The organism is Streptomyces sp. NPDC037401, assembly GCF_055602345.1.
Genome location: NZ_JBVJWO010000016.1, coordinates 1 through 20,545, shown reverse-complemented (window position 1 = coordinate 20,545; position 20,545 = coordinate 1). Strand labels below are relative to the sequence as shown.

At 68.2% G+C, this 20,545-nt stretch carries 18 protein-coding genes and 3 pseudogenes; 14 read left to right on the top strand and 7 right to left on the bottom strand.

Annotation, left to right across the window (positions count from 1 at the left end; all coding sequences use genetic code 11):
* The first annotated feature begins 107 nt into the window (after positions 1–107).
* The 3 genes and pseudogenes from ACZ7H1_RS18800 (at position 108) to ACZ7H1_RS18790 (ending at position 4,169) form a co-directional block, all read left to right on the top strand.
* A pseudogene (locus ACZ7H1_RS18800) lies at positions 108–1,582 on the top strand (NF041680 family putative transposase).
* Positions 1,583–1,612: 30 nt separating this feature from the next.
* Positions 1,613–2,041 (top strand): hypothetical protein, encoded by a 429-nt coding sequence (locus ACZ7H1_RS18795; RefSeq protein ID WP_470787978.1) that lies wholly within the window; start codon positions 1,613–1,615, stop codon positions 2,039–2,041.
* A gap of 319 nt (positions 2,042–2,360) precedes the next feature.
* Positions 2,361–4,169 carry an FG-GAP-like repeat-containing protein gene (locus tag ACZ7H1_RS18790; RefSeq protein ID WP_470787976.1) on the top strand — a complete coding sequence of 603 codons (1,809 nt, stop codon included), beginning with the start codon at positions 2,361–2,363 and terminating at the stop codon, positions 4,167–4,169.
* Positions 4,170–4,437: 268 nt separating this feature from the next.
* Here the strand turns inward: ACZ7H1_RS18790 and ACZ7H1_RS18785 are convergent, their stop codons facing one another.
* Together ACZ7H1_RS18785 and ACZ7H1_RS18780 are read right to left on the bottom strand one after the other, a co-directional pair.
* Positions 4,438–4,980, bottom strand: a complete 543-nt coding sequence (locus ACZ7H1_RS18785; protein ID WP_470787975.1) for a GNAT family N-acetyltransferase — start codon at positions 4,978–4,980, stop codon at positions 4,438–4,440.
* Between the two features lie 412 nt (positions 4,981–5,392).
* Positions 5,393–5,638 carry a hypothetical protein gene (locus tag ACZ7H1_RS18780; protein ID WP_470788218.1) on the bottom strand — a complete coding sequence of 82 codons (246 nt, stop codon included), beginning with the start codon at positions 5,636–5,638 and terminating at the stop codon, positions 5,393–5,395.
* Here ACZ7H1_RS18780 and ACZ7H1_RS18775 point away from each other — a divergent pair.
* The 3 genes and pseudogenes from ACZ7H1_RS18775 to ACZ7H1_RS18765 all read left to right on the top strand — a co-directional run.
* Positions 5,522–5,812, top strand: a pseudogene (locus ACZ7H1_RS18775) (transposase); the annotation flags it as partial. The gene ACZ7H1_RS18780 and the pseudogene ACZ7H1_RS18775 overlap by 117 nt on opposite strands.
* 1,324 nt (positions 5,813–7,136) lie before the next feature.
* Positions 7,137–7,826: a calcium-binding protein gene (locus ACZ7H1_RS18770; RefSeq protein ID WP_470787973.1), complete on the top strand. Its 690-nt coding sequence runs from the start codon at positions 7,137–7,139 to the stop codon at positions 7,824–7,826.
* Between the two features lie 199 nt (positions 7,827–8,025).
* Positions 8,026–9,213 carry an FG-GAP-like repeat-containing protein gene (locus ACZ7H1_RS18765; protein ID WP_470788201.1) on the top strand — a complete coding sequence of 396 codons (1,188 nt, stop codon included), beginning with the start codon at positions 8,026–8,028 and terminating at the stop codon, positions 9,211–9,213.
* A gap of 62 nt (positions 9,214–9,275) precedes the next feature.
* On the opposite strand, the gene ACZ7H1_RS18760 is transcribed toward ACZ7H1_RS18765, so the two are convergent.
* Positions 9,276–10,694 (bottom strand): IS701 family transposase, encoded by a 1,419-nt coding sequence (locus tag ACZ7H1_RS18760; protein WP_470787971.1) that lies wholly within the window; start codon positions 10,692–10,694, stop codon positions 9,276–9,278.
* Between the two features lie 587 nt (positions 10,695–11,281).
* Between ACZ7H1_RS18760 and ACZ7H1_RS18755 the strand changes: the two genes are divergently transcribed.
* From ACZ7H1_RS18755 to ACZ7H1_RS18745, 3 genes and pseudogenes are all read left to right on the top strand, one after another.
* Positions 11,282–11,485: a hypothetical protein gene (locus tag ACZ7H1_RS18755; protein ID WP_470787970.1), complete on the top strand. Its 204-nt coding sequence runs from the start codon at positions 11,282–11,284 to the stop codon at positions 11,483–11,485.
* Between the two features lie 89 nt (positions 11,486–11,574).
* Positions 11,575–11,961, top strand: coding sequence for a hypothetical protein (locus ACZ7H1_RS18750; protein ID WP_470787969.1), 387 nt, complete (start codon positions 11,575–11,577; stop codon positions 11,959–11,961).
* Positions 11,962–12,330: 369 nt separating this feature from the next.
* Positions 12,331–13,007: pseudogene (locus ACZ7H1_RS18745) on the top strand (HNH endonuclease family protein).
* A gap of 150 nt (positions 13,008–13,157) precedes the next feature.
* Here ACZ7H1_RS18745 and ACZ7H1_RS18740 read toward each other — a convergent pair.
* Complete coding sequence (locus ACZ7H1_RS18740; protein WP_470787967.1) at positions 13,158–13,553, bottom strand: hypothetical protein; 396 nt, start codon at positions 13,551–13,553, stop codon at positions 13,158–13,160.
* A 1,113-nt stretch (positions 13,554–14,666) separates the two neighbouring features.
* Here ACZ7H1_RS18740 and ACZ7H1_RS18735 point away from each other — a divergent pair.
* The 4 genes from ACZ7H1_RS18735 to ACZ7H1_RS18720 all read left to right on the top strand — a co-directional run bounded on the left by ACZ7H1_RS18735 (position 14,667) and on the right by ACZ7H1_RS18720 (position 17,772).
* On the top strand, positions 14,667–14,993 hold the full coding sequence (locus ACZ7H1_RS18735) for a GYD domain-containing protein (RefSeq protein WP_470788199.1): 327 nt from the start codon (positions 14,667–14,669) through the stop codon (positions 14,991–14,993).
* A 153-nt stretch (positions 14,994–15,146) separates the two neighbouring features.
* A complete protein-coding gene (locus ACZ7H1_RS18730; protein WP_470787965.1) occupies positions 15,147–16,325 on the top strand; it encodes an ISAs1 family transposase in 1,179 nt (392 codons plus the stop codon).
* 129 nt (positions 16,326–16,454) lie between these two features.
* Complete coding sequence (locus tag ACZ7H1_RS18725) at positions 16,455–16,661, top strand: cold-shock protein (RefSeq protein ID WP_358894128.1); 207 nt, start codon at positions 16,455–16,457, stop codon at positions 16,659–16,661.
* Positions 16,662–17,367: 706 nt separating this feature from the next.
* Positions 17,368–17,772 (top strand): DUF6896 domain-containing protein, encoded by a 405-nt coding sequence (locus tag ACZ7H1_RS18720; protein WP_470787964.1) that lies wholly within the window; start codon positions 17,368–17,370, stop codon positions 17,770–17,772.
* Positions 17,773–17,777: 5 nt separating this feature from the next.
* On the opposite strand, the gene ACZ7H1_RS18715 is transcribed toward ACZ7H1_RS18720, so the two are convergent.
* From ACZ7H1_RS18715 to ACZ7H1_RS18705, 3 genes are all read right to left on the bottom strand, one after another.
* A complete protein-coding gene (locus tag ACZ7H1_RS18715; RefSeq protein ID WP_470787963.1) occupies positions 17,778–18,584 on the bottom strand; it encodes an IS5 family transposase in 807 nt (268 codons plus the stop codon).
* A gap of 147 nt (positions 18,585–18,731) precedes the next feature.
* Entirely contained in the window at positions 18,732–19,091 is a 360-nt protein-coding gene (locus tag ACZ7H1_RS18710; protein ID WP_470787961.1) for a hypothetical protein, read from the bottom strand.
* Positions 19,092–19,474: 383 nt separating this feature from the next.
* Complete coding sequence (locus ACZ7H1_RS18705; RefSeq protein ID WP_470787959.1) at positions 19,475–19,669, bottom strand: hypothetical protein; 195 nt, start codon at positions 19,667–19,669, stop codon at positions 19,475–19,477.
* Between the two features lie 376 nt (positions 19,670–20,045).
* Between ACZ7H1_RS18705 and ACZ7H1_RS18700 the strand changes: the two genes are divergently transcribed.
* Positions 20,046–20,297, top strand: a complete 252-nt coding sequence (locus tag ACZ7H1_RS18700) for a pepsin-like aspartyl protease (protein WP_470787957.1) — start codon at positions 20,046–20,048, stop codon at positions 20,295–20,297.
* Positions 20,298–20,545 lie beyond the last annotated feature (248 nt).

Below are 20,545 nucleotides of genomic sequence, written 5' to 3'. Positions count from 1 at the left end.
GTCGAACGAGACTCGCACTTGGTCGGCGTTTTCCCAGTTCATCGGACGCGTGAGGGGATGTGGCCCGATCCTGTGCTCAGCGACAACGCAGCACGGAGGCCGGAATCGTGGGACTGGTCGAGCAGGGTGCTCAACGAGACGCTCTGACGGTGGTGGCGGAGTTCCGGTCGGAGCTGTACGCGTGCCTGGTTTCCCGTAGCGACGCCTTGTTCGAGCTGTGCGACGCGCTGTTGTGTACCGAGGGTCCAGTTCGCACCCTCGTGGACCTGGCGCTCGCCCCGGAACACCGGCGCGGCCACGGGGCCCCGTACGCCGGGATCAACCGGGGCCGGATCGGCGTCGCCCGGCTGCGGCGGGCGTTGGCTGGCGTGCCGCTGCCCCGGGCCGGCGATGGCCGGCTGGTGTTGGCGGTGGACGTCTCCCCGTGGCTGCGGGCCGATGTCGACGCCTCCTCGGACCGCTCCTTCTGCCATACCTTCGGCCGGGGCCTGGGCAAGCACCAGATGGTCCCCGGCTGGCCCTACTCGATCGTCGCCGCGCTGGAAACCGGGCGGACGTCGTGGACCGCGCTACTGGACGCGATCCGGTTGGACCCTGGCGCCGATGTCGCCGCGGTCACGGCCAGACAGGTCCGCGACGTCGTCGGACGCTGGTGGACGCCGGGCAGTGGCGGGCGGGCGACCCGAGCATCCTGGTCGTACTGGACGCGGGCTATGACGCGCCCCGCATCGCCCACCTCCTGGCCGATCTGCCCGTGGAGGTCCTGGGGCGGCTCCGCTCGGACCGCGTGATGCGCAAGCCTGTGCCGGTACCGTGGATCTGCCCGCCGCGGGGAGGTCGGCCGCCCAAGCACGGCGGTGAGTTCGTCTTCGGTGACCCGGCCACATGGAGCGAGGCCACCGTGGTCACCGTCACCAACACCGACCGGTACGGAGCAGCGACTGCGCAGGCGTGGGACCGGCTCCACCCGCGGCTGACGCGGCGAGCCGCGTGGCTCGACCACGAGGGCCCGTTGCCGATCGTCGAAGGCACCGTTATCCGCCTGTCGGTCGAGAAGCTGCCTGGCGGCGGTGTGAACAAGCCTGTCTGGCTGTGGTGGTCAGGCACCGACGCCACCATGCAGGACGTCGACCGGTGCTGGCAGTCCTTCCTGCGGCGCTTCGACCTGGAACACACCTTCCGGCTGCTCAAGCAGACCCTCGGCTGGACCCGACCGCGGCTGCGGGACTCCCGAGCGGCCGACCGCTGGACCTGGCTTGTCCTGGCCGCACACGCCCAACTTCGTCTCGCCCGCCCCCTCGCACGGGACCTCCGCCGGCCCTGGGAACGCCCAGCGGAACCGCATCGACTCACCCCCGCTCGGGTCCGACGCGGGTTCAGGAGCCTGCGGGCGAAGACCGGCACGCCAGCCAGTGCACCGAAACCCACCCGGCCCGGCCCCGGACGACCTCCCGGATCACCAAACCGACGGCCCGCCGCTCGCTACGAAGTGGGACGCGTCCTCGCAACCGGTGAGTCCTACTCCCGCCCCGCGCACCACAAGGTCGGCACCAAACCCCGTCGTACTGGATCGGGCGGGTGACGGTTTCGTCAGTGGCTCTACGCTGCGGCCATGCCGAAGATCAGGTTGAACAACGACACCGAGCAGATACTTGCGGTCTGGGTCGAGCCATTGGGCGAGGATTACTGGATGAACCCCGAGGAGAGGTTCACCATCGCCACCACGACCGCTGAGAGCGGGGACTCCGACGAGGTGCCCTTCGATGTCGTCTTCCACGACCAGGGGGTCAGCATCTGGGTGAACATCGGGTATGAGGCCGTCGTTCGTGACCAGACTGGCACCGAAGTGGACTGCGGACACCAGCGTCCCCTCGAAGTCCTGAGGAAGTGGACTGAGGCAGCCGAAGCCGCAGCCCAGCGAACCACCGGCTCGCCCACTCTCCACGAGATGACGCGCGAGCACGCCGAGACCATGCGTCGGGCACTCACACAAGCCGAGGCCACCGACGAGCAGGCACAGGAACGTCCGCCGTCACCATGACCACACAGTCAGTGGTTCAAAGACAAGTTGAGTACCTGTTCCTGAGCCGTCCATGACAGGAGTGCTCGCAGGGCCGGGTGGCTGTCGACCAGTTCAACGGGAGCGGCGGGGTGCGGTACCGCCCAAAGGGGGCCGGAGGGCTACTCGTACGCTGGTCGAGATCCAGGAAGAGCACTGCGCAAAGCAGCCGCCTGGAAGACCACTTCCCGCCTCCGGCATGGACCGGGCAGGGCTCTTCGAAGTGGTCGGGAACGATACGGGGTGGATTTTGAAGCGTTTTACCGGATGGATACCGTGGCGCGGGGCCAGTGGGGTGGTCGTGGCGCTGGCCGCCGCCGCAGCCCTGCTGCCGGCCGGACAGGCCCAGGCCGAGGCCACGGTGCCCCCGCAGGCGAACGGTCTGCGGGTGATCTCGTGGAACATCTGCGGTGACGGGGGCGGCAAGCGGGACGGCTCAGATACCGGCTACTGCGCGTACCGAAACGCACCGGAGAAGAAGGTCGACGCGATCGTCGCCCTCGCGAACAAGCACCAGGCCAACGTGCTGATGCTTCAGGAGGCTTGCGGGTACACCGAAGGCTCCACGCCGCCATCGACGCAGCCCGAGCTCAGCCATATGCGGAAGCTGGCCGACAAGTTCGCCGAGCTCGGACAGCAGTGGAAACTGGTTCACGCGGCCACCCCCCGGTCCAACGGAACGGCGGACTGCAACCGGATCGCCGGTACGAACCTGGTCGGCGGCGAGGTGGGCGTCCTGCTCGCCGTCAAGGGCGAAATATCGGACGTCAAGGTCACCGACCTCCGCCCCGACGACCTGACCGTCGAGGACTTCCGCGGGACGGGGTTCGACGCGCTGACGCCGGAGCAGGCTACCGAGCTCGGGAAGGTGCAGAAGCCGCTCCTGTGTGCCCGTGTCGGAGGCTGGCCGGACAAGCTCTGCACCACTCACCTGACTGCCGGGAGCAGCGGGATCAACAAGAACAGGGACGAGGCACTCAGGACGATCGAGTCGCGCGAGATCGCCTCCACCCTCGCCGCCGACATCGGCACGGGGCTCGTCCTCGGTGGGGATCTCAACGCCACCGCGGCATCGGCGACCTTGGAGCCGTTCACGGGGAAGCTCGACCGTTGCGCGAATGACTCCCACACCCACCAGACTTGGGCGCCGGACCAGGCCGCCCCCAACAAGTACTGGCTGGACCACGTCTTCACCACCAGGCGAACGGCTCCCCGTTTCACCAGCTGCCAGGTCGACCGGTCGCTGATGGACACGACACAGCTGGGAGGAACCGAACTGTCCAATCCCCCCAACGGGGTCTCGGACCACGCTCCGGTCATCAGCTACCTGGGAACCCCCGGTGACCTCGGCGGCGACGCGCTGCCCGATCTTCTCGGCGTCACCAAGGACGGGACGCTGCGCCTCTACCCGGGCGACGGCAAGGGTGGTGTGGGAGCCCCTGCGGTCATCGGTCAGTCCGGCTGGTCCGGCGCGTCGGTGACCCACCGCGGGGACTGGACCGACGACGGCCAGGAGGACATCGTCGCCCGGGTCGGCAGCGAACTCAGGCTCTTCCGGAACCACGGCGGCGGCACCATCGTAGGCCACTTCAAGCTCGCCACCGGAGTGCCGGACGACACCAGGATCACAGGCACCGGCGATATCTCCGGCGACGGATACCCCGACCTTGTCGCCGTGTCCGGGGACAAGCTCTACCGCTACGACGGCGTGCGCGGAACGGCGCCGTCCGTGAAGGCGGCGGTGGAGATCGGTACCGGGGGCTGGAAGGACATGATGACTGCCTCGCCGGGCGATTCCGACCGCGACGGCCGGCCCGATCTCCTGGCCCGCGACGAGGGTGACAGCATGCTGTGGTTGTACCGGGGCAGCGGCACGGGCACCTTCCCGTTCGCGGCTCGGGTCGAGTACGGCCACGGCTACTCCAAGCTCGCCCGCCCGTTGATCGCGAGCGGCGGCGACGCGAACCTCGACGGCAAGGCCGACATGTGGGCGACCACCGGCGACGGGGCGCTGCTCTTCTACTCGGGCACCACGCAGGGCACCACCGACGGAGCCAGGACCGAGGTGACCCCGAGTGGCTGGGCCACCGGCATCCAGTCGATGAGCTGACCGCCGGACGGGCAGTGAACGGCGTACGGATGCTGGATGCCGCGCGCCCGAGCGGCGGCGCATGAACCGACGGTACGACGGCGAGGGCCACAGGGCGGGAGTCCTGTGGCCCTCGCCGTCGACACCGCAATACCTGAACGAGTTCGCTGATTCTCTCGACCGGCTCGGATCACGTCTGGGGTCGGGAACAGTCGCCGTCCCGGCTGAGCATCAGACGTCTGGGCTGGGAGCCGGCCGCTCGCACAGCCTTTTCGGGACCGCTTGGGCTTCAGTCCTGTGAATTCGGCTTCCAGTCCTTTACGAGGAGCCCGAGGATCACCTCGTCCAGGAACTCGCCCAGCACCCACGCCGAGGAGCGCAGTACGCCCTCGCGGATGAAGCCGTTGTGTTCGGCGGAGCGCAGCATGGCGTAGTTGTCCGCCAGTGTCTCGATCTGCAGCCGCTGCAGGCCGCGGACCACGAAACCGTAGTAGCAGAGCGTCGCGACAACGTCTGTGCCGTAGCCCTTGCCGCGTGCCGCGGGCAGCAGCCCGAGGCCGATGTGGGCGGACCGGTGGTGGTCGTCGATGCCCCACAGCGTTGCGGTGCCGGCCAGGGCGCCTCCTTCCAGCTCCACCACGGAGAACGCGACGTTGCCTTGCGCCGTGTCGTCCGCCACGAGCCGAGGGTCCTTCGAACCGGGTGAGATCGGCCGCCACGGCCCGGCCTCGGCCCGCGCGGAGTTGACCACGTCGTCATAAAGCTCGGTCCGCAGGGTGGGGATGTCGTCCTCGTGCCGGGCCCTCAGCCCGATCTTGCTGCCCTTTAGCATGCAGCTTTCCTATCCGACGTGACTCACATATGACAAACGAATATGCGGGCAGTCCGAGTTGACGCGGTGGCGGCGGCAGCGCACACCTGACGAATGCGCCGCAACCCCTCCTCGCGCTTGGCCGGTCCCTCCCCGGGCCCGGCACCTCATCCCGGTGACGATCCAGCCGCCCGGAAAGCGACGCCGGGGGCAAATGGGTCTTCAGAATGCCGACCCGACCGCACCCTCTGCCGCCGGTTCGGGAGTCCGGGTATCGGGCGCGGTGCGGGGGCCGGGCACCATGGACGCCGCGGCGGCGAGGGCGAGATGGGAGTTCATGTCCAGCTCGAACCGGCCGTAGGGGTTCACGTGGGTCCAGAACAGGGGGGACAGGGCCCGCCTGTAGGGGCGGGGCGATGGGCCCGGCTGGAACTCAGCGGAAGACCCCACCAACGAGACCGTCGGGGCACTGCTCGAAGCTCGGTGCGGGCAGTGCCCAGGTATGAATGACGACTCGGCGAACGCCGTCTGGGCCCGGGAACTCGACGATCTCTTCCTCCGCATAGGCCACCGCTTCCCGCGTGCGGACCTGCGCGCCCGGATGCGTGCCTACGTCCGTGGCCTGCTTGGCCCGGTCGGCCGCAAGAACGGCTGGCAACTGGCCGAGTTCGCTGGGCATCGCACCCCCGATGGCCTGCAACGCCTGCTCAACGGCTCAAGCTGGAATGCTGACGATCTCCGCGACGACCGTCAGGGTGCCCGCGACGGACGGCGGGTCGATGACGACCGGGTAGGTGGTGTCCGCGGAGGACAGGAACGCCTGGTCCGGCGCCACCGACAGGGCGTCCGCGGACATCGACACTGCCGCTACCGCGGTTTGGGACCCAGGTTCGGGCAGCACGGGGTTGTCGTCCTCCGCGCTCCCGTCGGCGGCGGCGGACGACATGGAGGCAGCGCGCATGGCCGTGCGCTGCACGGTCGCGGGCTGCGGGGCCGGTGCTCCTTCCGGTGCGGTGTCCCACATGAGTGCGGCGCTGCTCGAGAACACGACAGTGCCGTTGCCGTCGACCATGGAGGTCGTGCCGTTGGGCTGCGTGGTGACGGAAAGCCCGGACGACTTGATGGGGAACTTGATGGACTTCAGCGCCGGGTCCGCCGCGGCCTTGCGTGTATGCACGACGAGGTCGATATCAGGCCGGACCGACTCGTAGACGGCGAGGGAGCCGGAGATCTTCGGCACCGGGAGCGGCCACGGCGCACCCAGCTCATACGACTTGCCCTCGCGAGTGAAGGCAGCCAGCGGTGCTCCGGAACCGCCGCCGGACAGCACGACGTCTTGCGCCGCTACCGGGGCGAGCCGGCCATCGGCCCGCTTGGTGAGGTCTGTGTCGATCGGGATCCACTCGCCGTCGCGCTTGACCCGCTCGACGACGGGAGAGGACTCGGCGGTGAACGTGCCGTCAGGGTTGGCGAAGACCTGGGTAGACCCGTCGGTGAGGCTGGCGACCTCAACCCGCTGGCCGGCCTTGACTGCCTGCTCGGAGGCCTTCTGCTCGGCGGACGGCTCAGGAAGGGGATCATCACCCCAGAAGGCCTTACCGCGCGTGCTCGGGTCGGCCAGAGCGTTCGAGACTCCCCGGTCAGCTTCATCATCGGAAGCAACAGGGGGCGAGGAGGCGACGGCCGGCAAGGCCTGCGCCGTCAAGCCTGCAGCGGTCAGCAGTACGGCTGCAGCCGTAGCCACCCCCCGCACCGGTCTCCGACGGCGCCTATACGTCTGCAATTTGAAAGTCTCACAATCCGAAATGGTCAGTAATCGGCGACGCGACCTTAACCGGCGCCTACATCTCGATCTAGACCCAGCCAGAGTGAGCAAATCCAGTTATCGAGGGTGGAATCGGCCACTAACGCGCCTTACCGGGGAGGTGGTGGTGATCAACGCCACTGCGCTCGAGCGATTGGCCAGCGGTCAAGGGTGATCGGCTAGCATCGTGCTGCCCCCCGACCTGCGAGACTGCCGACGTGATGCGACTAAAGTCGCGGGGCTCGTCCCGGCTTAGCCGGTCGACGCTTGGACCTCAACTTGTCATCCCGTGGGGGATTCATCCAGGCCCAGGCGCATTGCTCCTGTCGTTGCCGTCGCCATCGCCGCCACGGGGATCGCCGCCCCGACAGCGGTGGCCGACTCCCACAAGGGCGACAGCAGCGTGATCTCCGCTTCCGTCAACGGCGGCAAGCCGATCGTCGTGGGCCCGAGCGGCACAGCCGCCTTCAAGGTCGAAGTCGTCGCATCGGATCCGGCAGGCGTGGACTACGCCGACGCCCTCCTGTACCGAGGCCCGGCTGAAGATCCGACCGCTGGCCTTTCGGCGAAAGACCGGGTATGCACCCCTGTCAGCCGGACCGTGGCCAAGTGCGTGCACGAGTTCGGGTTCGGAGCCGGTTGGCTTCGCAATGTCGACGCCGGTCAGTGGAAGCTCATGGCCGCCGCCCACGGCAAGGACGAGGACTACTACATCGACGACGTCGCCGCCACCACCGCCATCCGGCGGGCCTCGCAGCTCACGGTAAACGCCGGCCCCGAGCCCATCGCGCGCGGCAAGCAGCTCACGGTCACCGGCAAACTCACCCGGGCCAACTGGGAGACCTTCAGCTACCGCGGGTACTCGGGCCAGAAGGTCAACCTGCAGTTCCGCCCGCACAACACGACTGCCTACACCACCGTGAAAACACTCACCACGACCAGCACCGGGGACCTCAAGACCACGGTCACCGCGTCCACCGACGGCACCTGGCGGTGGCAGTTCGCCGGCACCAGCACCACCTCCGCAGCCACGTCGCCCGGCGACTTCGTCGACGTCCGCTGACGACGGTCCCCACCCACCGTCCGGGAAGGACGAGCGGATCGGGCTCACGGCCGTAACAGCTGGAACGGCGGCTGCGCGGAGGGGTCGGTGGGGGCTCGGTCCTGATGCCCCCCTCAGTGAGGTGGGCGGAGGCAGGGATACGGTGCTCCTCACGGCGCTGTTCGGGAGTCTGTGCACGCCGCAGGGAGGGGAAACCGGAATGCGTTCATCACTGTTTCGACGGTTGGCTGCTGCATCGGTGGCGCTGGGGGTGGCCTCGGCGGCTTTGGCTGCGGCAGGTTCGGCGCCCGCACTGGCGGCGGTCGGCGATTGCCCGTCGGGGTACTTCTGTGCGTGGAAGGACTCCGCGGGCACCGGGCCGATGTTCAAGACGAACACGAGCCGGGCGACGTTGGGGACCTGGGACAACAGCTTCCGGCTGGTCATCAACCGCACTAGCCAGGTGGCGTGCCTGTACGACAAGACGAACTACGACGTCGGCGGTGCTTTCCGGGTGTTCGAGCCGGAACCGTGGCCGACCGCTCCCTCTTCGGCTTACGCCAGCTCGGTGAAGCTCGTTCTCACCCGGCGGGAGTGCGAGTCCACGGCTTACCCCTGGTGGTCTGCGCCGCCGTCGCCGAAGCCTGCTGGTTTCGGTGACCTGAACGGCGACCGCCAGGCGGACATCCTGTTCCGCGACACGGCCGGACGCCTGTGGTTCCTCTCCGGTGTCGGCAACGGCCGGCTGATCGGCGGCGGCTGGAATGCGATGAACGCCCTGACTCGGCACGGCGACTTCAGCCGTGACGGCCGCGAGGACGTCATCGCCCGGGAGGCCGCCACCGGCAAGCTGTGGCTCTACCCCGGTACCGGCACGGGCAGCTTCGGAGTACGCAAGCTGGTCGGCAGCGGGGGCTGGAACGCCATGAGCCGGCTTGTCGCGTTCGGAGACCTGTCCCGCGACGGGCGCGCGGACCTGCTGGCCGTAGAAAAGCCCACGGGAAAGCTGTGGCTCTACCCGGGCACCGCCACAGGAAGCCTCGGCACACGAAAGCTGATCGGCAGCGGCGGCTGGAACGCCATGAACGCCCTGGTAGGCGCCGGCGACATGAACAACGACGGCCGCCCCGACCTGATCGCCCGCGAGGCCGCCACAGGAAAGCTGTGGCTCTACCCGGGCACCAGCGCCGGAAGCCTCGGGGCACGAAAGCTGATCGGCAGCGGCGGCTGGAACGCCATGGAATCGCTACTCGCCGTCGGAGACTGGTCGCACGACGGCCGTCTTGACCTTCTCGCGCGGAGCAACGGCTTCCTCGTCGAATACCGGGGCCTGGGAACAGGCGGCCTGCACCCTGCCGAATGGAACAACGGAGGCTGGTGGAGCACAACAGGCGCCCACGCCTTCTAGCCTTGCCAGCCCACCCTGTGAGCACCTTCACTAGCGGTGGTTGTTAAACCGGGGTGTAGAGGTCAAGTTGGTGGTCTGCTCCGAGGGCGTCGATCAGGGCTTGGAGTTCTGGTGGTGGGGGTGCGTTCGTCCAGGCTCGCCAGCATCGTTGGAGGCTGGTCCAGGGGTCGAGCCAGGCCCGGACGGCGCGGATCGCGCGGGGCCAGCTGGTCGGGTGAGGCTGGTGGGGTCTGGCTGGGCCCCCTCTCGGGGCGGCCCGGGTCGCTGGGCTGTTCCGGCGTCGCTGTTGCGGCCGCAGCGTCGGTTGGAGGGTTGAACCAGGTGTCCCAGCAGAACGAGAACGCGCAGGTGACCAGGGTCTGGTGGCGGCGGATCGCGGTGTCGGAGCGGACTTGGAAGTCGGCCCAGCCGAGTTCGTCCTTGATCTGTTTGTAGCTCTGCTCGATCCAGTGCCTGATGCCGTAGATCCGCACCACCTCCGCCAGATCGGCGGCGGCTTCTGGGCTGTCGGCTTCGCGGGGGCTGCCGGGGCGGGGCAGGTCGGTAGCCAGATACCAGGTGGACTGCCTGGGCAGGGTGGCCGGGTCGGTAGTGGCCACGACCAGGCGGACGTTTCCGTCGGGGCCCCACCAGCCGAGGCGGGCGTCGGCGGCCCACCAGGTCTCGGCGTGTCCGTCGCGGAAAGTCCGCTCGACCGGGGTCCAGTCGCCGGGATGCTCAGGGTCTGTCCAGGTCAGGGCGCGGGCGGCATGGACGGGGGTGTAGGCGTCCTTGCCGTAGGCCCAGGTGCCGTGGCTCGGCTTGAAGGCCATGACGAACGGCAGTCCCGCCTCGCCGAGCTGCCTGCGGAAGCTGTCCTGGTCGCCGTAGGCGCAGTCGGCGGCCACGGCCCGGAAGGCCACCCCGGCGGTCTTGGCGGTGCGGGCCAGGCCGACTGCGATCTGCAGTTTCGTGCGAAAGCCGGGGTCTTTCTTGCCGGCGGGGAAGTGGTGGGCGGGGCTGTAGGGCACGGCGTGAAGCGGGTAGTAGAGGTTCTCATCGGCCCAGCAGGTCGTCACGGTGACGATGCCGTTGTCGGTCTTGCCCAGCCGGCCCAGCCACTGCCGGCCGACGTGCGCGGTCGCGTTCCCGTCCTTGCGGTCCCCCGAGTCGTCGATCACCAGCACCCCGCCCGCGTGGGGCGCGGTCGCCGGGTCGGCGGGCAGGAGTTCCACCCGGCGGGCGTTGACCCGCTCGTGGTCCCAGGTCGACTCGGACAGGAAGAACTGCAACCGCTGCACCGCCGGGTGCTGGGCCCCGACCACGGGTTCAACCCCAGCGAGGCAGGTCAGGGTCTTGTTGCGGTCCCGCGGCCGCAACAGCCCGGCAAGGTACTCCCGGAACCCACGACGCTGTGCCAGCGTGGAGAACAGGTCATCGAACTGTGCGGCGTAAGCCTCCAGCGGACCCGGCGCGGGCGGACACGGCACACGACGGGTCATCACAACCTCCAGCAACAAGGACGAAGTTCCTCTACTGCTGGCCTACTACGGCCCTGAACCGCCGTCAACGAACCACCGCTAGCACAATCCCGTCCCTACGAACCCGCACCGCCTTGCCCGGAGCCGTGGAACCCGGCGCCCACCCGATCGTGCGGCAGACCCCTCTGTACCGGGCGGCTGGTACCTCGAGGGGACCAACGACGCGGCATCTTGGCGGATCGGCAGCAGACCTCGCCACCCCGACATCACGTATTCAGTTCAGTAGTCATGAGCCCTGCCCCGATCGTGGGAGCGGTCATGGGGCCGCAGCTTACGACCCCGCACCATCCGTCGCACGGGCTTGGTCCCGCTGGGGCGGGCTCCTCGTCCTCGGCCGCCACGACCAGGCGGGCCGGCTCCGGGCGGTCGGCCGGACGGTAGCGCTGCGCCCGGATCAGGCGCGGCAGGTCGCCGGGCATCTGGCCGCCGCAGAGCCGGGCCACCCGTGGACAGGGGTCCGCTTCGCCTCCGCGTGGGATCCCGTGACGTCCTGGACGTGGTCCTGGTGCGGCCGGAGCTGGTGGCGGAGGTCAGCGCCGACCGGTCGGTTGATCGACTACAAGCGACAGGGCGGCGTCACCGTGTTCCCGCTGTACTCCGCCGAGGACGTCGCCCTGCTCCCCGTCGTCCGGCCCTCGGTGGACTGGCGGGCGGTGTACGTCGCTCGTGCGGGTAGCCGCTCCCCGCTCGCTGCCCTCGACTCGGTTGTCCCGGGCCGGGACTGGGTGCTGCTGGCGGAGGTGGCAACTTAGGCGGCCCGGCCCGGCTAACGGATGTCTGAGAACGCCAGCGCATGGCGGGTGACGTGCGGCACGGTGTGACTATGACGACGCTGCCACTCATGCTCACCACCGCAGGCACGTGGGTTCAGCTGGAAAGCGACCCGCTTGCTCCCTTCCGACACCTCGATGACTGGGACGAAGAAGTCAAAAACGCGGGCTACTACAGGTGGGGCGGCCTTGGTCGTCGTGACGACAGTCCTCTGTGGCTGGAGATCTACCGTCTGGGCACAAACAAGGAAGGCAACGCACCCTGCTTCCTCGTCGTCCTGTCGAATAGCGGCTTCTACGAAGTGCTGTACGCCGAGAGTGCGCCCGCCCTGATGGAGCTCCAATCGCGATGGGCGCCGGCGATCCAAGCGGCTGCCGTGACCGACCTTCTCGGACGGCTTGACGACAGCACGTCGCAGTACGGATTTGCCGGGCTGGTCCGCAAGGCATTGACGTAGCGCTCGCTCAAGGCTGCCGCCCAGTGGCCTTGGCGCGCAGGACGTCGCGGAAGTAGCTGGCACGGTCCCGCTACGTCCGGACGTGGCCCGGCAGGTCGCCGAGCGACTTGGCCGCGGCCCGTGCCGGGCACCCCTGGACGGGGGTGTGTTCCGGCATCCGGTCAGATTCGTCCGGCTGCGCCTGGACGTGACTGTGGCCCACGTGCCCCGGTTCGGGGAGGGGCTGGCCGCGGCTGCTGGCTGAGCCCGCAGCCGCGGCCCGTGCGGGGTGCAGTGGCGTTTCGGCGGTGAATCGGACGGCCCGGGGGAGTGAACTACCGCTTCGGGCCCTGTCGCCGGTGTGGGGATGGCCGGTAGAACCGCCGCGTGATGATCTTGCTCATGTGGGCCGTGACTGCGGCTACCGCTGCCCTTGCGCTGTCTCTGCCCGCCACGACTGCGCACGCCGCCCAGGAGCGTGCCGCGGTGCCGCAGGTCCTCCCGATCGGCGTCGCGGTGTCCGCGCTGCCGGTCGCGGCGGAGGGCCGCACCGGCTACCAGCGCACCTCCTTCAAGCACTGGAACGCCGGTGACCTTCCCGCCGACGGCTGCAACACCCGCCAGGAGGTGTTGCTGCCGAGGCGATCGTGTATCCGGAGATCGGGCCGGGCTGCACCCTGAGCGGCGGGGTGTGGTGGTCGTACTACGACGAGCGGGAGGTGACGCCGGCCGGGGCGCTGGACATCGACCACATGGTGCCGCTTGCGGAAAGCTGGGATTCGGGCGCCAGTTCGTGGACCGCACAAAGGCGCGAACCCTACGACAACGACCAGGGTGCGCCGGCGTCGCTGGTGGCGGTGACGGCGGCGTCGAACCGGGCGAAGGGCGACAAGGACCCGGCGCAGTGGCTGCCGCCGGCCCCGGATGCGTTGTGCCGGTACGGTGCGGAGTGGACGGCGACGAAGCTGCGCTGGGGTCTGGCGGTGGACGAGGCGGAGAAGGCCCGGCTGCTGGACATCGCGGCCGGCTGCGGCGGCACGAGTGTGGAGTTCACGCCCGCCCCGTGACGGCGCGCTTGAGGCCGCCGTGTCGGTCGTGTCGGTTGCGTTACGGCTGCGCCGGGGCAGGCGCCCCCGCAGCTGGCGGCGACGGTGGGGCAGCAGGGGGCGGGCCTGTAGAGGCGCGCCCCCGTTCCCCTGATTTCCGTTCGGTCGCTTCTAGCAGTGGCTGCTGCTCTGCGAGGTGATCATCGCCATCTCGTTGTTGTGGACCTGCTTCCACAGGTCGCCCTTGCCGACCTGGTCGTAGGTGCTCCACCAGTATGGGATGTAGTTCATGTCCGAGTTCAGGACGAACCAGGTGACCTTGTAGCACCATCCTGCGTCGACCCGGAAGGCGTCCCAGTCGCCGGTGCCGGCCGTCGACTGATTCGGCGCCAGCCATTTCGGCGTCGAACCTGAGCACGGGCCGTTGTTGGCGGAGCACCAGTCGTGTGAGACGAGGGCGTACGTGGCTGATGCGTTCTTGGTGGTCGAGCAGTAGGGATAGTTGCACGAGGACCCGGCGCTGGCCGGGCTTGGCGCGATGATCGCGCCCGATACCAGAGCGGACATCACGAGCGCGAACCGTGCCAGAAGACGTCTCCGCTTCCCCACAGTGCCCCCTTTGAATGCGGGCCGCCCCATGCGGCCGAGGCGGAAACTACCAGCCCACTCGGCCCCCGGCCAGAACCGGGGCGCGACCCCCTCGCCGTCACCCTGCCAAAGCCAGGGCAGTGGCTCTGTCACCTCTCAGGAAGGGCGAGGCTGGGTTTGTGTCGGTGACCTTGAGGTCTCTATCGAACCCGGAACGGTTCACCCGTCAGGGCGAGAGGTTTGGCTGAAAGCTCCTTGACGCTGGCGAGGGGCAACCGCAGGGCACGGGGGTGGCTTAGCGGTCACGGGATGGCTGAGTAGGAGTGCGGAAGCCCATGCCCGTGTCAGCATCCCGGCCGGCGGGGGTTTCGGCGTTTTCAGGGCCGGATCAAGCTGACCGCAGACCGTCCGCGAACGCGCGGGCCGCCGCAAGGTCATTGGCGTTCGGCCGTCCCTTGCGGATACCGCCGGTGAGTTCATCGAGCAAGAACGGATCGGGCAGCCGGTGGGAGCGGGTCGCCCCCCGTGCTGACCCGGACGGTGGGCGGTTCAGTCACCGCCGTGGACTGTTGGCTGGACGCGACATTCTGCGGGTGGCGTCACGTGTTGTCAGTAGCCGGCGTCACTGATGTGTCCAGCGAAACCCACAGGTCACATGGGGTGTGAGAGGTGTCTGTGCAGGTTGGTTGGGTGCGTAGTTTCACTGATCGGCGACAGGAACGCGCGTCGGGCGGGGAGTTGGAGTACCACATGGTGATCAAAGTTAATCCGCATTGTGTTTTGATGCATGGGCAAGGGTTCACGTTCTGTCGCTACTTGGGGAGCCAGGGCTGATGCGTTCTCAGGTTGTGAGATGAAGTAGCTCGCACGCGTGGGCAGGGTGTTTCCGGTGGTGGTCACGCGGACCGAACCGTACGCGGACGTATCAGCCACCGTGTACGAAGCAGGGCCAGAGCGCCCGGGTAGGTCGCTCACCCGTTGGCTGTGGCCGTGCCGGTCATCGTCCCCAGCCGTTCGGGGGATACGCGGGCCGCATCCGGCGCGTTTCCCGCCCCGCCGGGGCATCCCTTGGTGGAACGAAAGGGAGACATGATGCCGCTCTATCTATCGAGGTTCAGCTACACACCGGAGACTTGGGCGAGGCTGATCGTCCACCCCGAGGACCGCGCAAAGGCCGCTCAGGCGTACATCGAGTCCGTCGGCGGGAAGCTCCACGGCTTCTGGTACGCCTTCGGCACGCACGACGGCTACAACCTGTGGGAGGCCCCCGACAACGCGTCCATGGCCGCGGTTGCGCTGGCGATTAGTGGAGGCGGCGCGCTTAGCTCGTTCGAGACGACAGTTCTCCTGACCGTCGATGAAACCATGGATGCCCTGCGCCAAGCCGAACGAGTCCAGTACCGGGCACCGGGCGCGTAGCGGTCCAGGGCCGATGCGTTCTCGGGTGACGAGATGAGTGGTTCGCCCAGGTGCGGTCATTCGCGGGTGATCCGCCGGACTGGAAACGACGAACGCGACTCCTGATGATCAAGGTTGTCGAAGCCAAAGATCATGAACAGGGGTCGCGTTCGAATGCCCTCCTCCCTGATCGACGTCCTCGTGCGCCACCGCGAGGACGTCGTACTTCCGTGCCCGCCTGCAGAGCTGTCCGAACTGCGCACTCTGGCCGAGGTCCTGGACCGGGTTCCGGAGCCGCAACGTGTCCGGGGTCGCCGCTACCGCATCGGCGTCCTGCTCACGTTGTGCCTGGTCGCCGTGCTCAGCGGCGCAACCTCGCTGGCCTGCATCGCGCGCTTCGCCACCAACAGCGGCCCGGACCTGCGCCGACGTCTCGGGCTCGCGGCCTGCACGCCGGCCGCCACGACCCTGGGCCGACTGCTGGCCCGCCTGGACGGCGACGCCCTCGACGACGCTGTGGGAGCCTGGCTCGCCCGACTTGCCACCGACCCCGTCGAGGAACCCACACCCGCACCGACCGGGCTGGCCGTGGACGGCAAGACCGTGCGCGGGAGCCGCACCGACGGCACGGCCGTACACCTGCTCGCCGCCGCCCTGCACGACAGCCAGACGGTCATCGCCCAGCGACAGGCCGAGGCCAAGAGCAACGAGATCCCCGCGTTCGCCCCGCTTCTGGAGCCGCTCGATCTGCGCGGCGTGGTGATCACCGCCGACGCCATGCACACCCAGCGCGACCACGCCGAATACGTCCTCGCCAAGGGTGGCCACTACATCCTGATCGTGAAAGGCAATCAGAAGAAGCTGCGCAAGCAGTTGAAGACGCTGCCGTGGCGCGAGATACCGCTCCAGGACCGCACGAGGGACACCGGCCACGGCCGCCGCGAGATCCGCCGCCTGAAGGTCTGCACCGTCCGCCCCGGCCTGCTCTTCCCTCATGCCGTGCAGGCCATCGAGGTCAAGCGCCGCCGAACCAACCGCCGAACGGGCAGGACCAGCACGAAGACGATCTACGCGGTCACCAGCCTCGGCCCCGAGCAGGCCGGTCCCACCCAGCTCGCCGTGTTGATCCGCGGACACTGGTCCGTCGAGGCCCTGCACCACGTCAGAGACATGACATTCGCCGAGGACGCCTCCCGCATCCGCACCGGCACCGCACCCCGCGCCATGGCAACCCTGCGCAACATCGCCATCGGCCTCATGCGCCAAGCTGGCTGGGCGAACCTCGCTGCAGCCACCGACCATTACCGATCACGCCCCGCCCACGCGTGCGAGCTACTCCATCTCACAACCTGAGAACGCATCAGCCTTGCTTGGGGAGCCGGCTCTCGCTGAGGTGGGGGCCGGGTTTTCTCTGCAACTCGGAGGGGGAGGTTCTTGCCGCTCCGGGGTGATCGGCTTCGGGTGTACGGGAAGGTTGTGGGAATGCCTCAGCAGGGGATCGTGAAGTGGTTCGACGCGGAGAAGGGGTTCGGTTTCATCGCTGTTGATGGTGGCGGCCCGGATGTGTTCGTGCACTACTCGGCTGTGCAGGGCACCGGGTTCAAGGAGCTGCAGGAGAACCAGCGGGTTGAGTTCGAGGTCACCCAGGGCCAACGGGGGCCTCAGGCGGATCAGGTGCGAGTCCTCTGATGCTGCGGGCGCTGAGCGGGTCCGGAGGTCAGCGCAGGACCCTGGCACCGAAGGGCCGACCTCCGGGCCTTCGCTGAGCGGAGCGAGGCCCGGGCTCCGTAGCCGGCCGCCCGCGAAGCGGGCACGCTCGGGTGGAGCGAAGCGGAACGCGAGGGTGTACCCATTTGGTCGTTCGGGGTGGTCCATCTGGATTCCATCGTGTTTCATGATCGTCACCAGGTTCCTGGAGTGATCGTTTATCCGGTCATGAACGCACACAAGCGAGCACTGGCCACTCTCATCCTGACCAGTGCCTTCCTCGTGACGGGCCGATGGCTCACGCCGACGGATTTGCGCCCGCGCTGAAGGACGGGGGGCCGGACCTGTTCAGCCTGGTGCGGCACCTCTTCTCGAAGGTGTCCTACATCCTGTAGGCAGCGACAGCGCGACTATCCGGCCGCCCCTTGGACCTTCGATGGCCGGCAAGGGACGGGCCGGCCATCAGCTCAGCCGGCTCCCGGGAGCCCCGCAGACCAGAGCCGGCCTCAGCAGCATGCCTACGTTCCTGCAGTTGGAGCCCGCGGAGCAGGCTGGTCCCGGAGGCGGACCCGGAAGGACCTGCCCAACGGGCCTTTACTGATCGTTTCAGAATGCCGCCCTGCGGAGACGCTTGCGGCCCATGGAACAATCTCCCCTTCAGCCACGGGCTCAGGGGGGATGACGCCGTATGGAACGGGTTGGGGATGCACGGGGGCTCGCGCTCGGTTACGTCGACGCTCTGAACGCGGTTGACGAGGCCATGAGGGCGGCGATCCCCTCGCTTGAGCGACTCGCAGATGTCCTCGGCCTGGTCCGTTCGCACCGGATCATCAACCGGAGTGGGCAGGTCGGCACCTACTCCTACACGGTTCATGGGGCCGGGTGCCGCTTCGTCAGCGACAACGGCACCGAGGTCGATGTCGACTTCGCACCCGACGGGAGGGAAATCTTCGACCTCTGGCGGCTGCGCCGGTACGGGCTGAGCCTGCCTGAGCCTCTTGACGTCACGGATCAGGACCTGCGGACCGCCGTGCGGTCCCTGCAACCGCTTCTGACCGAGGTGCGACCGGGGTGGTTCAGCGTCGCCAGCTGATCGCTTCAGGATGAGGTGAGCAGGCGGCGGAGGCATATGAGGCTGCAGGCCAGTTCGAGCAGGCCCTGGTGGAGATCGGCGCGTCGTTCGTAGCGGGTGCGGAGCCGTTTGAACTGGTGCAGCCAGGCGAAGGCGCGCTCGACCACCCAGCGCACCTTGCCCAGTCCGGAGCCGTGAGCGACGCCGCGTCGGGCGATCAGCGGTTTGATGCCTCGTTTCCACAGCAGGCGGCGGTACTTGTCGAAGTCGTAGCCCCGGTCGGCATACAGACGCCGGGGCTTGTGGCGGGGACGCCCCCGCAGTCCCCGGATCGACGGAACGGCGTCGAGCAGGGGCAGGAGCTGGGTGACGTCGTGGCGGTTGCCGCCGGTGAGCGTGACGGCGAGCGGGGTTCCGTGACGGTCGACGATCAGGTGGTGCTTCGAGCCAGAGCGGGCCCGATCGACGGGCGAGGTCCGACGTGGTCCCCCTTTGAGCGCCCGGACGTGCGATCCGTCCACGGAGCAGTCGTCCAGGTCCAGCAGGCTGGCGCGACGAAGCTCGGTCAACAGGGCGGCGTGCAGGCGCGGCCAGACGCCGGCCTCGGTCCAGTCCCGCAGTCGGCGCCAGGCCGTCACCCCGGAACAGCCCACCGCCTCCGCGGGGACGTCACGCCACGCGACACCGGTCCGCAGCACGTACATGACGCCGGCGAGCGCCACTTGATCGGGAACACGCAGCCGCCCCGGGTGGCGATGGCGCCGTTCGGGGGCGGGCGGCAGCAGCGGGGCCACCCGCTCCCACAGGTCGTCAGGAACAAGATCAGCACGCACGCCGGACACCCCGCCGACCAAGATCGTCGAGCGCAAGACCCACGGCTCAGCTCATTCTGAAACGATCAGTTAGACCTGCGCGCGGTCTCGGAGTTCCTTGCCCGGCTTGATGCGGTCGGTTCGGTGTCGAGGACCTGGTAGGCGCGATCAGTTCTTTTTGGGTCCGGTCTCACTTAGGGAGGTGCCTTTGTAGATGGTGAACAGTCCGTTATTCCGGATCGTCGCGGCGCACGTGTCGTTTCCTGACGGTGCCGCTGTGTTTGTGTGCCATACGGCGGTGCCATCCTTGGTATACAGCACACAGTTTCCGTCACCCTGCATGATCAGGCCCTTAACGTCGTAACGCTGCTCTTTCGTGTTCTGCCACCGGCATTGTCCGCCCCAGTAGATGGCAACTTTCCCGTCCTCTTGGCACTTGAACTCGACGCTCCCGTCTTCGGAGAAGAGGGAGTTGCCGGTCATCAGCCATTCCCCATTGCCGAGCGTACTTTTGGTGGTGTTTGTCATGATCACTTCTCATTTCTTCGGTGGGTGGGTCTTCCGTCTACGGGTCCCGCCGACTGTGGGAGTCGGCTGGCTCAGGTTCCTCGCTCGCACAGAGGTTCCGCTTGCATGAGTCGTAGCTGCCTGTGGGGATCCCTGGTTCGCCGCCGCTCAGGCATTCACCCAGGAGGGTGTGGAAGTTCACCGCAAAAACGATCACTCGTCCCTGGGATTGACGGTTGGAGCTCGTATCCGGGAGGTGAAGGGCGCGCGCCAGGGGCGGCTAGGGTCGGGTTCAGCCCGTGCCGGTATGGCGTGCGCGGGCGAGGCCCGGCGCCCGGTTCCCGGGGGCAGTACCGCCGGGCCGCCCCCCAAGCAGACAGCCGGCCTCGGCCGGTGACGTGTGGTCAGCGCGCGGCGGCGTCCGGGCCCGTGCCGAGCTGGCGCCGGCCGGGGGAGCGGGGCGCGGCCGCGGACCCATCGGCGCCCGCCTGCGGTGCCTCGGTCGGCTCGGCGGCGAGGCGGGCCCGGCGGCCGGCTGTGGGCTGTGCTGGGGGAGTGGCGGGGCGCGGGCCGGTGCCCAGGACACGACGTTCGTTCATCCGTCCATTCTCCTGGTTCCGCCGAACCCGCAGGCCCCGCATTCCATTTGGGCGTGCGCGGACTAATATCCGGCTCGGGCGGAGAAGCCAATTTCGGCGGAGTGAGAATTTATTCGGACGCGGAATTCGATAACCCCCGAGAATTCTCCTCGAATTCTGGCGAAGGACGGAAGCTGGCTACTCGTCAGATCCGGTGGGTGGTCTCGTGATTCAACACAGTGCATCAAGGGGCGGTCCTGGGGTGGGAGCGCAGCGGACACCCCAACAAGCCAAAGGTGCACCCCTGCCTACTGCCCGAGCACCCGGTCGAGGGCGGCGCGGACGACGTCGCCGGTCGTGGTGTGACCAAACCGGGTCGGAGTGGGTTAGGCAAGCTATGAATATTCGATCTCTGCTCGCTGCCGCCGTTCTTGCAGCCGGCCTTCCCGTTCTGATGGCCTCATCGGCCACGGCTCTCGACCAGGGTGGGGCCCTTACCTCCCGCAAGGCCTACTGGGAGGTAGAGCTCAACTCTATTACCTTCGGGGATGAAACCGCTGAACTTGAGTCGACTGGTGCCATTCTGGACACGGGTACTTCCCTCATCACCTTGCCAAGTCAATACGCAGAGATGCTCAATCGGCAGTAGACAACCCGCCCTGGGCGAGAGGCCGGGGTGGGAGCGGAGCGGACACCCCAAGAGGCCGTAGGCCTGGACCCCGTGAAGCGGGGTCACCTCCCGCGCTCTGTGCGGGAGGTGGGGGTCTGGAGCGAAGCGGAAGACCCCGAGGCCAAAGCCCGCGAAGCGGGCGCCGGCCCGGGGGGGGGGGAGGGGGGGGGGGGGGGGGGCGTGCGCGGGGGTGGGGGGGGGGGGGGGGTGTCCCCCGAGCGCGGGGA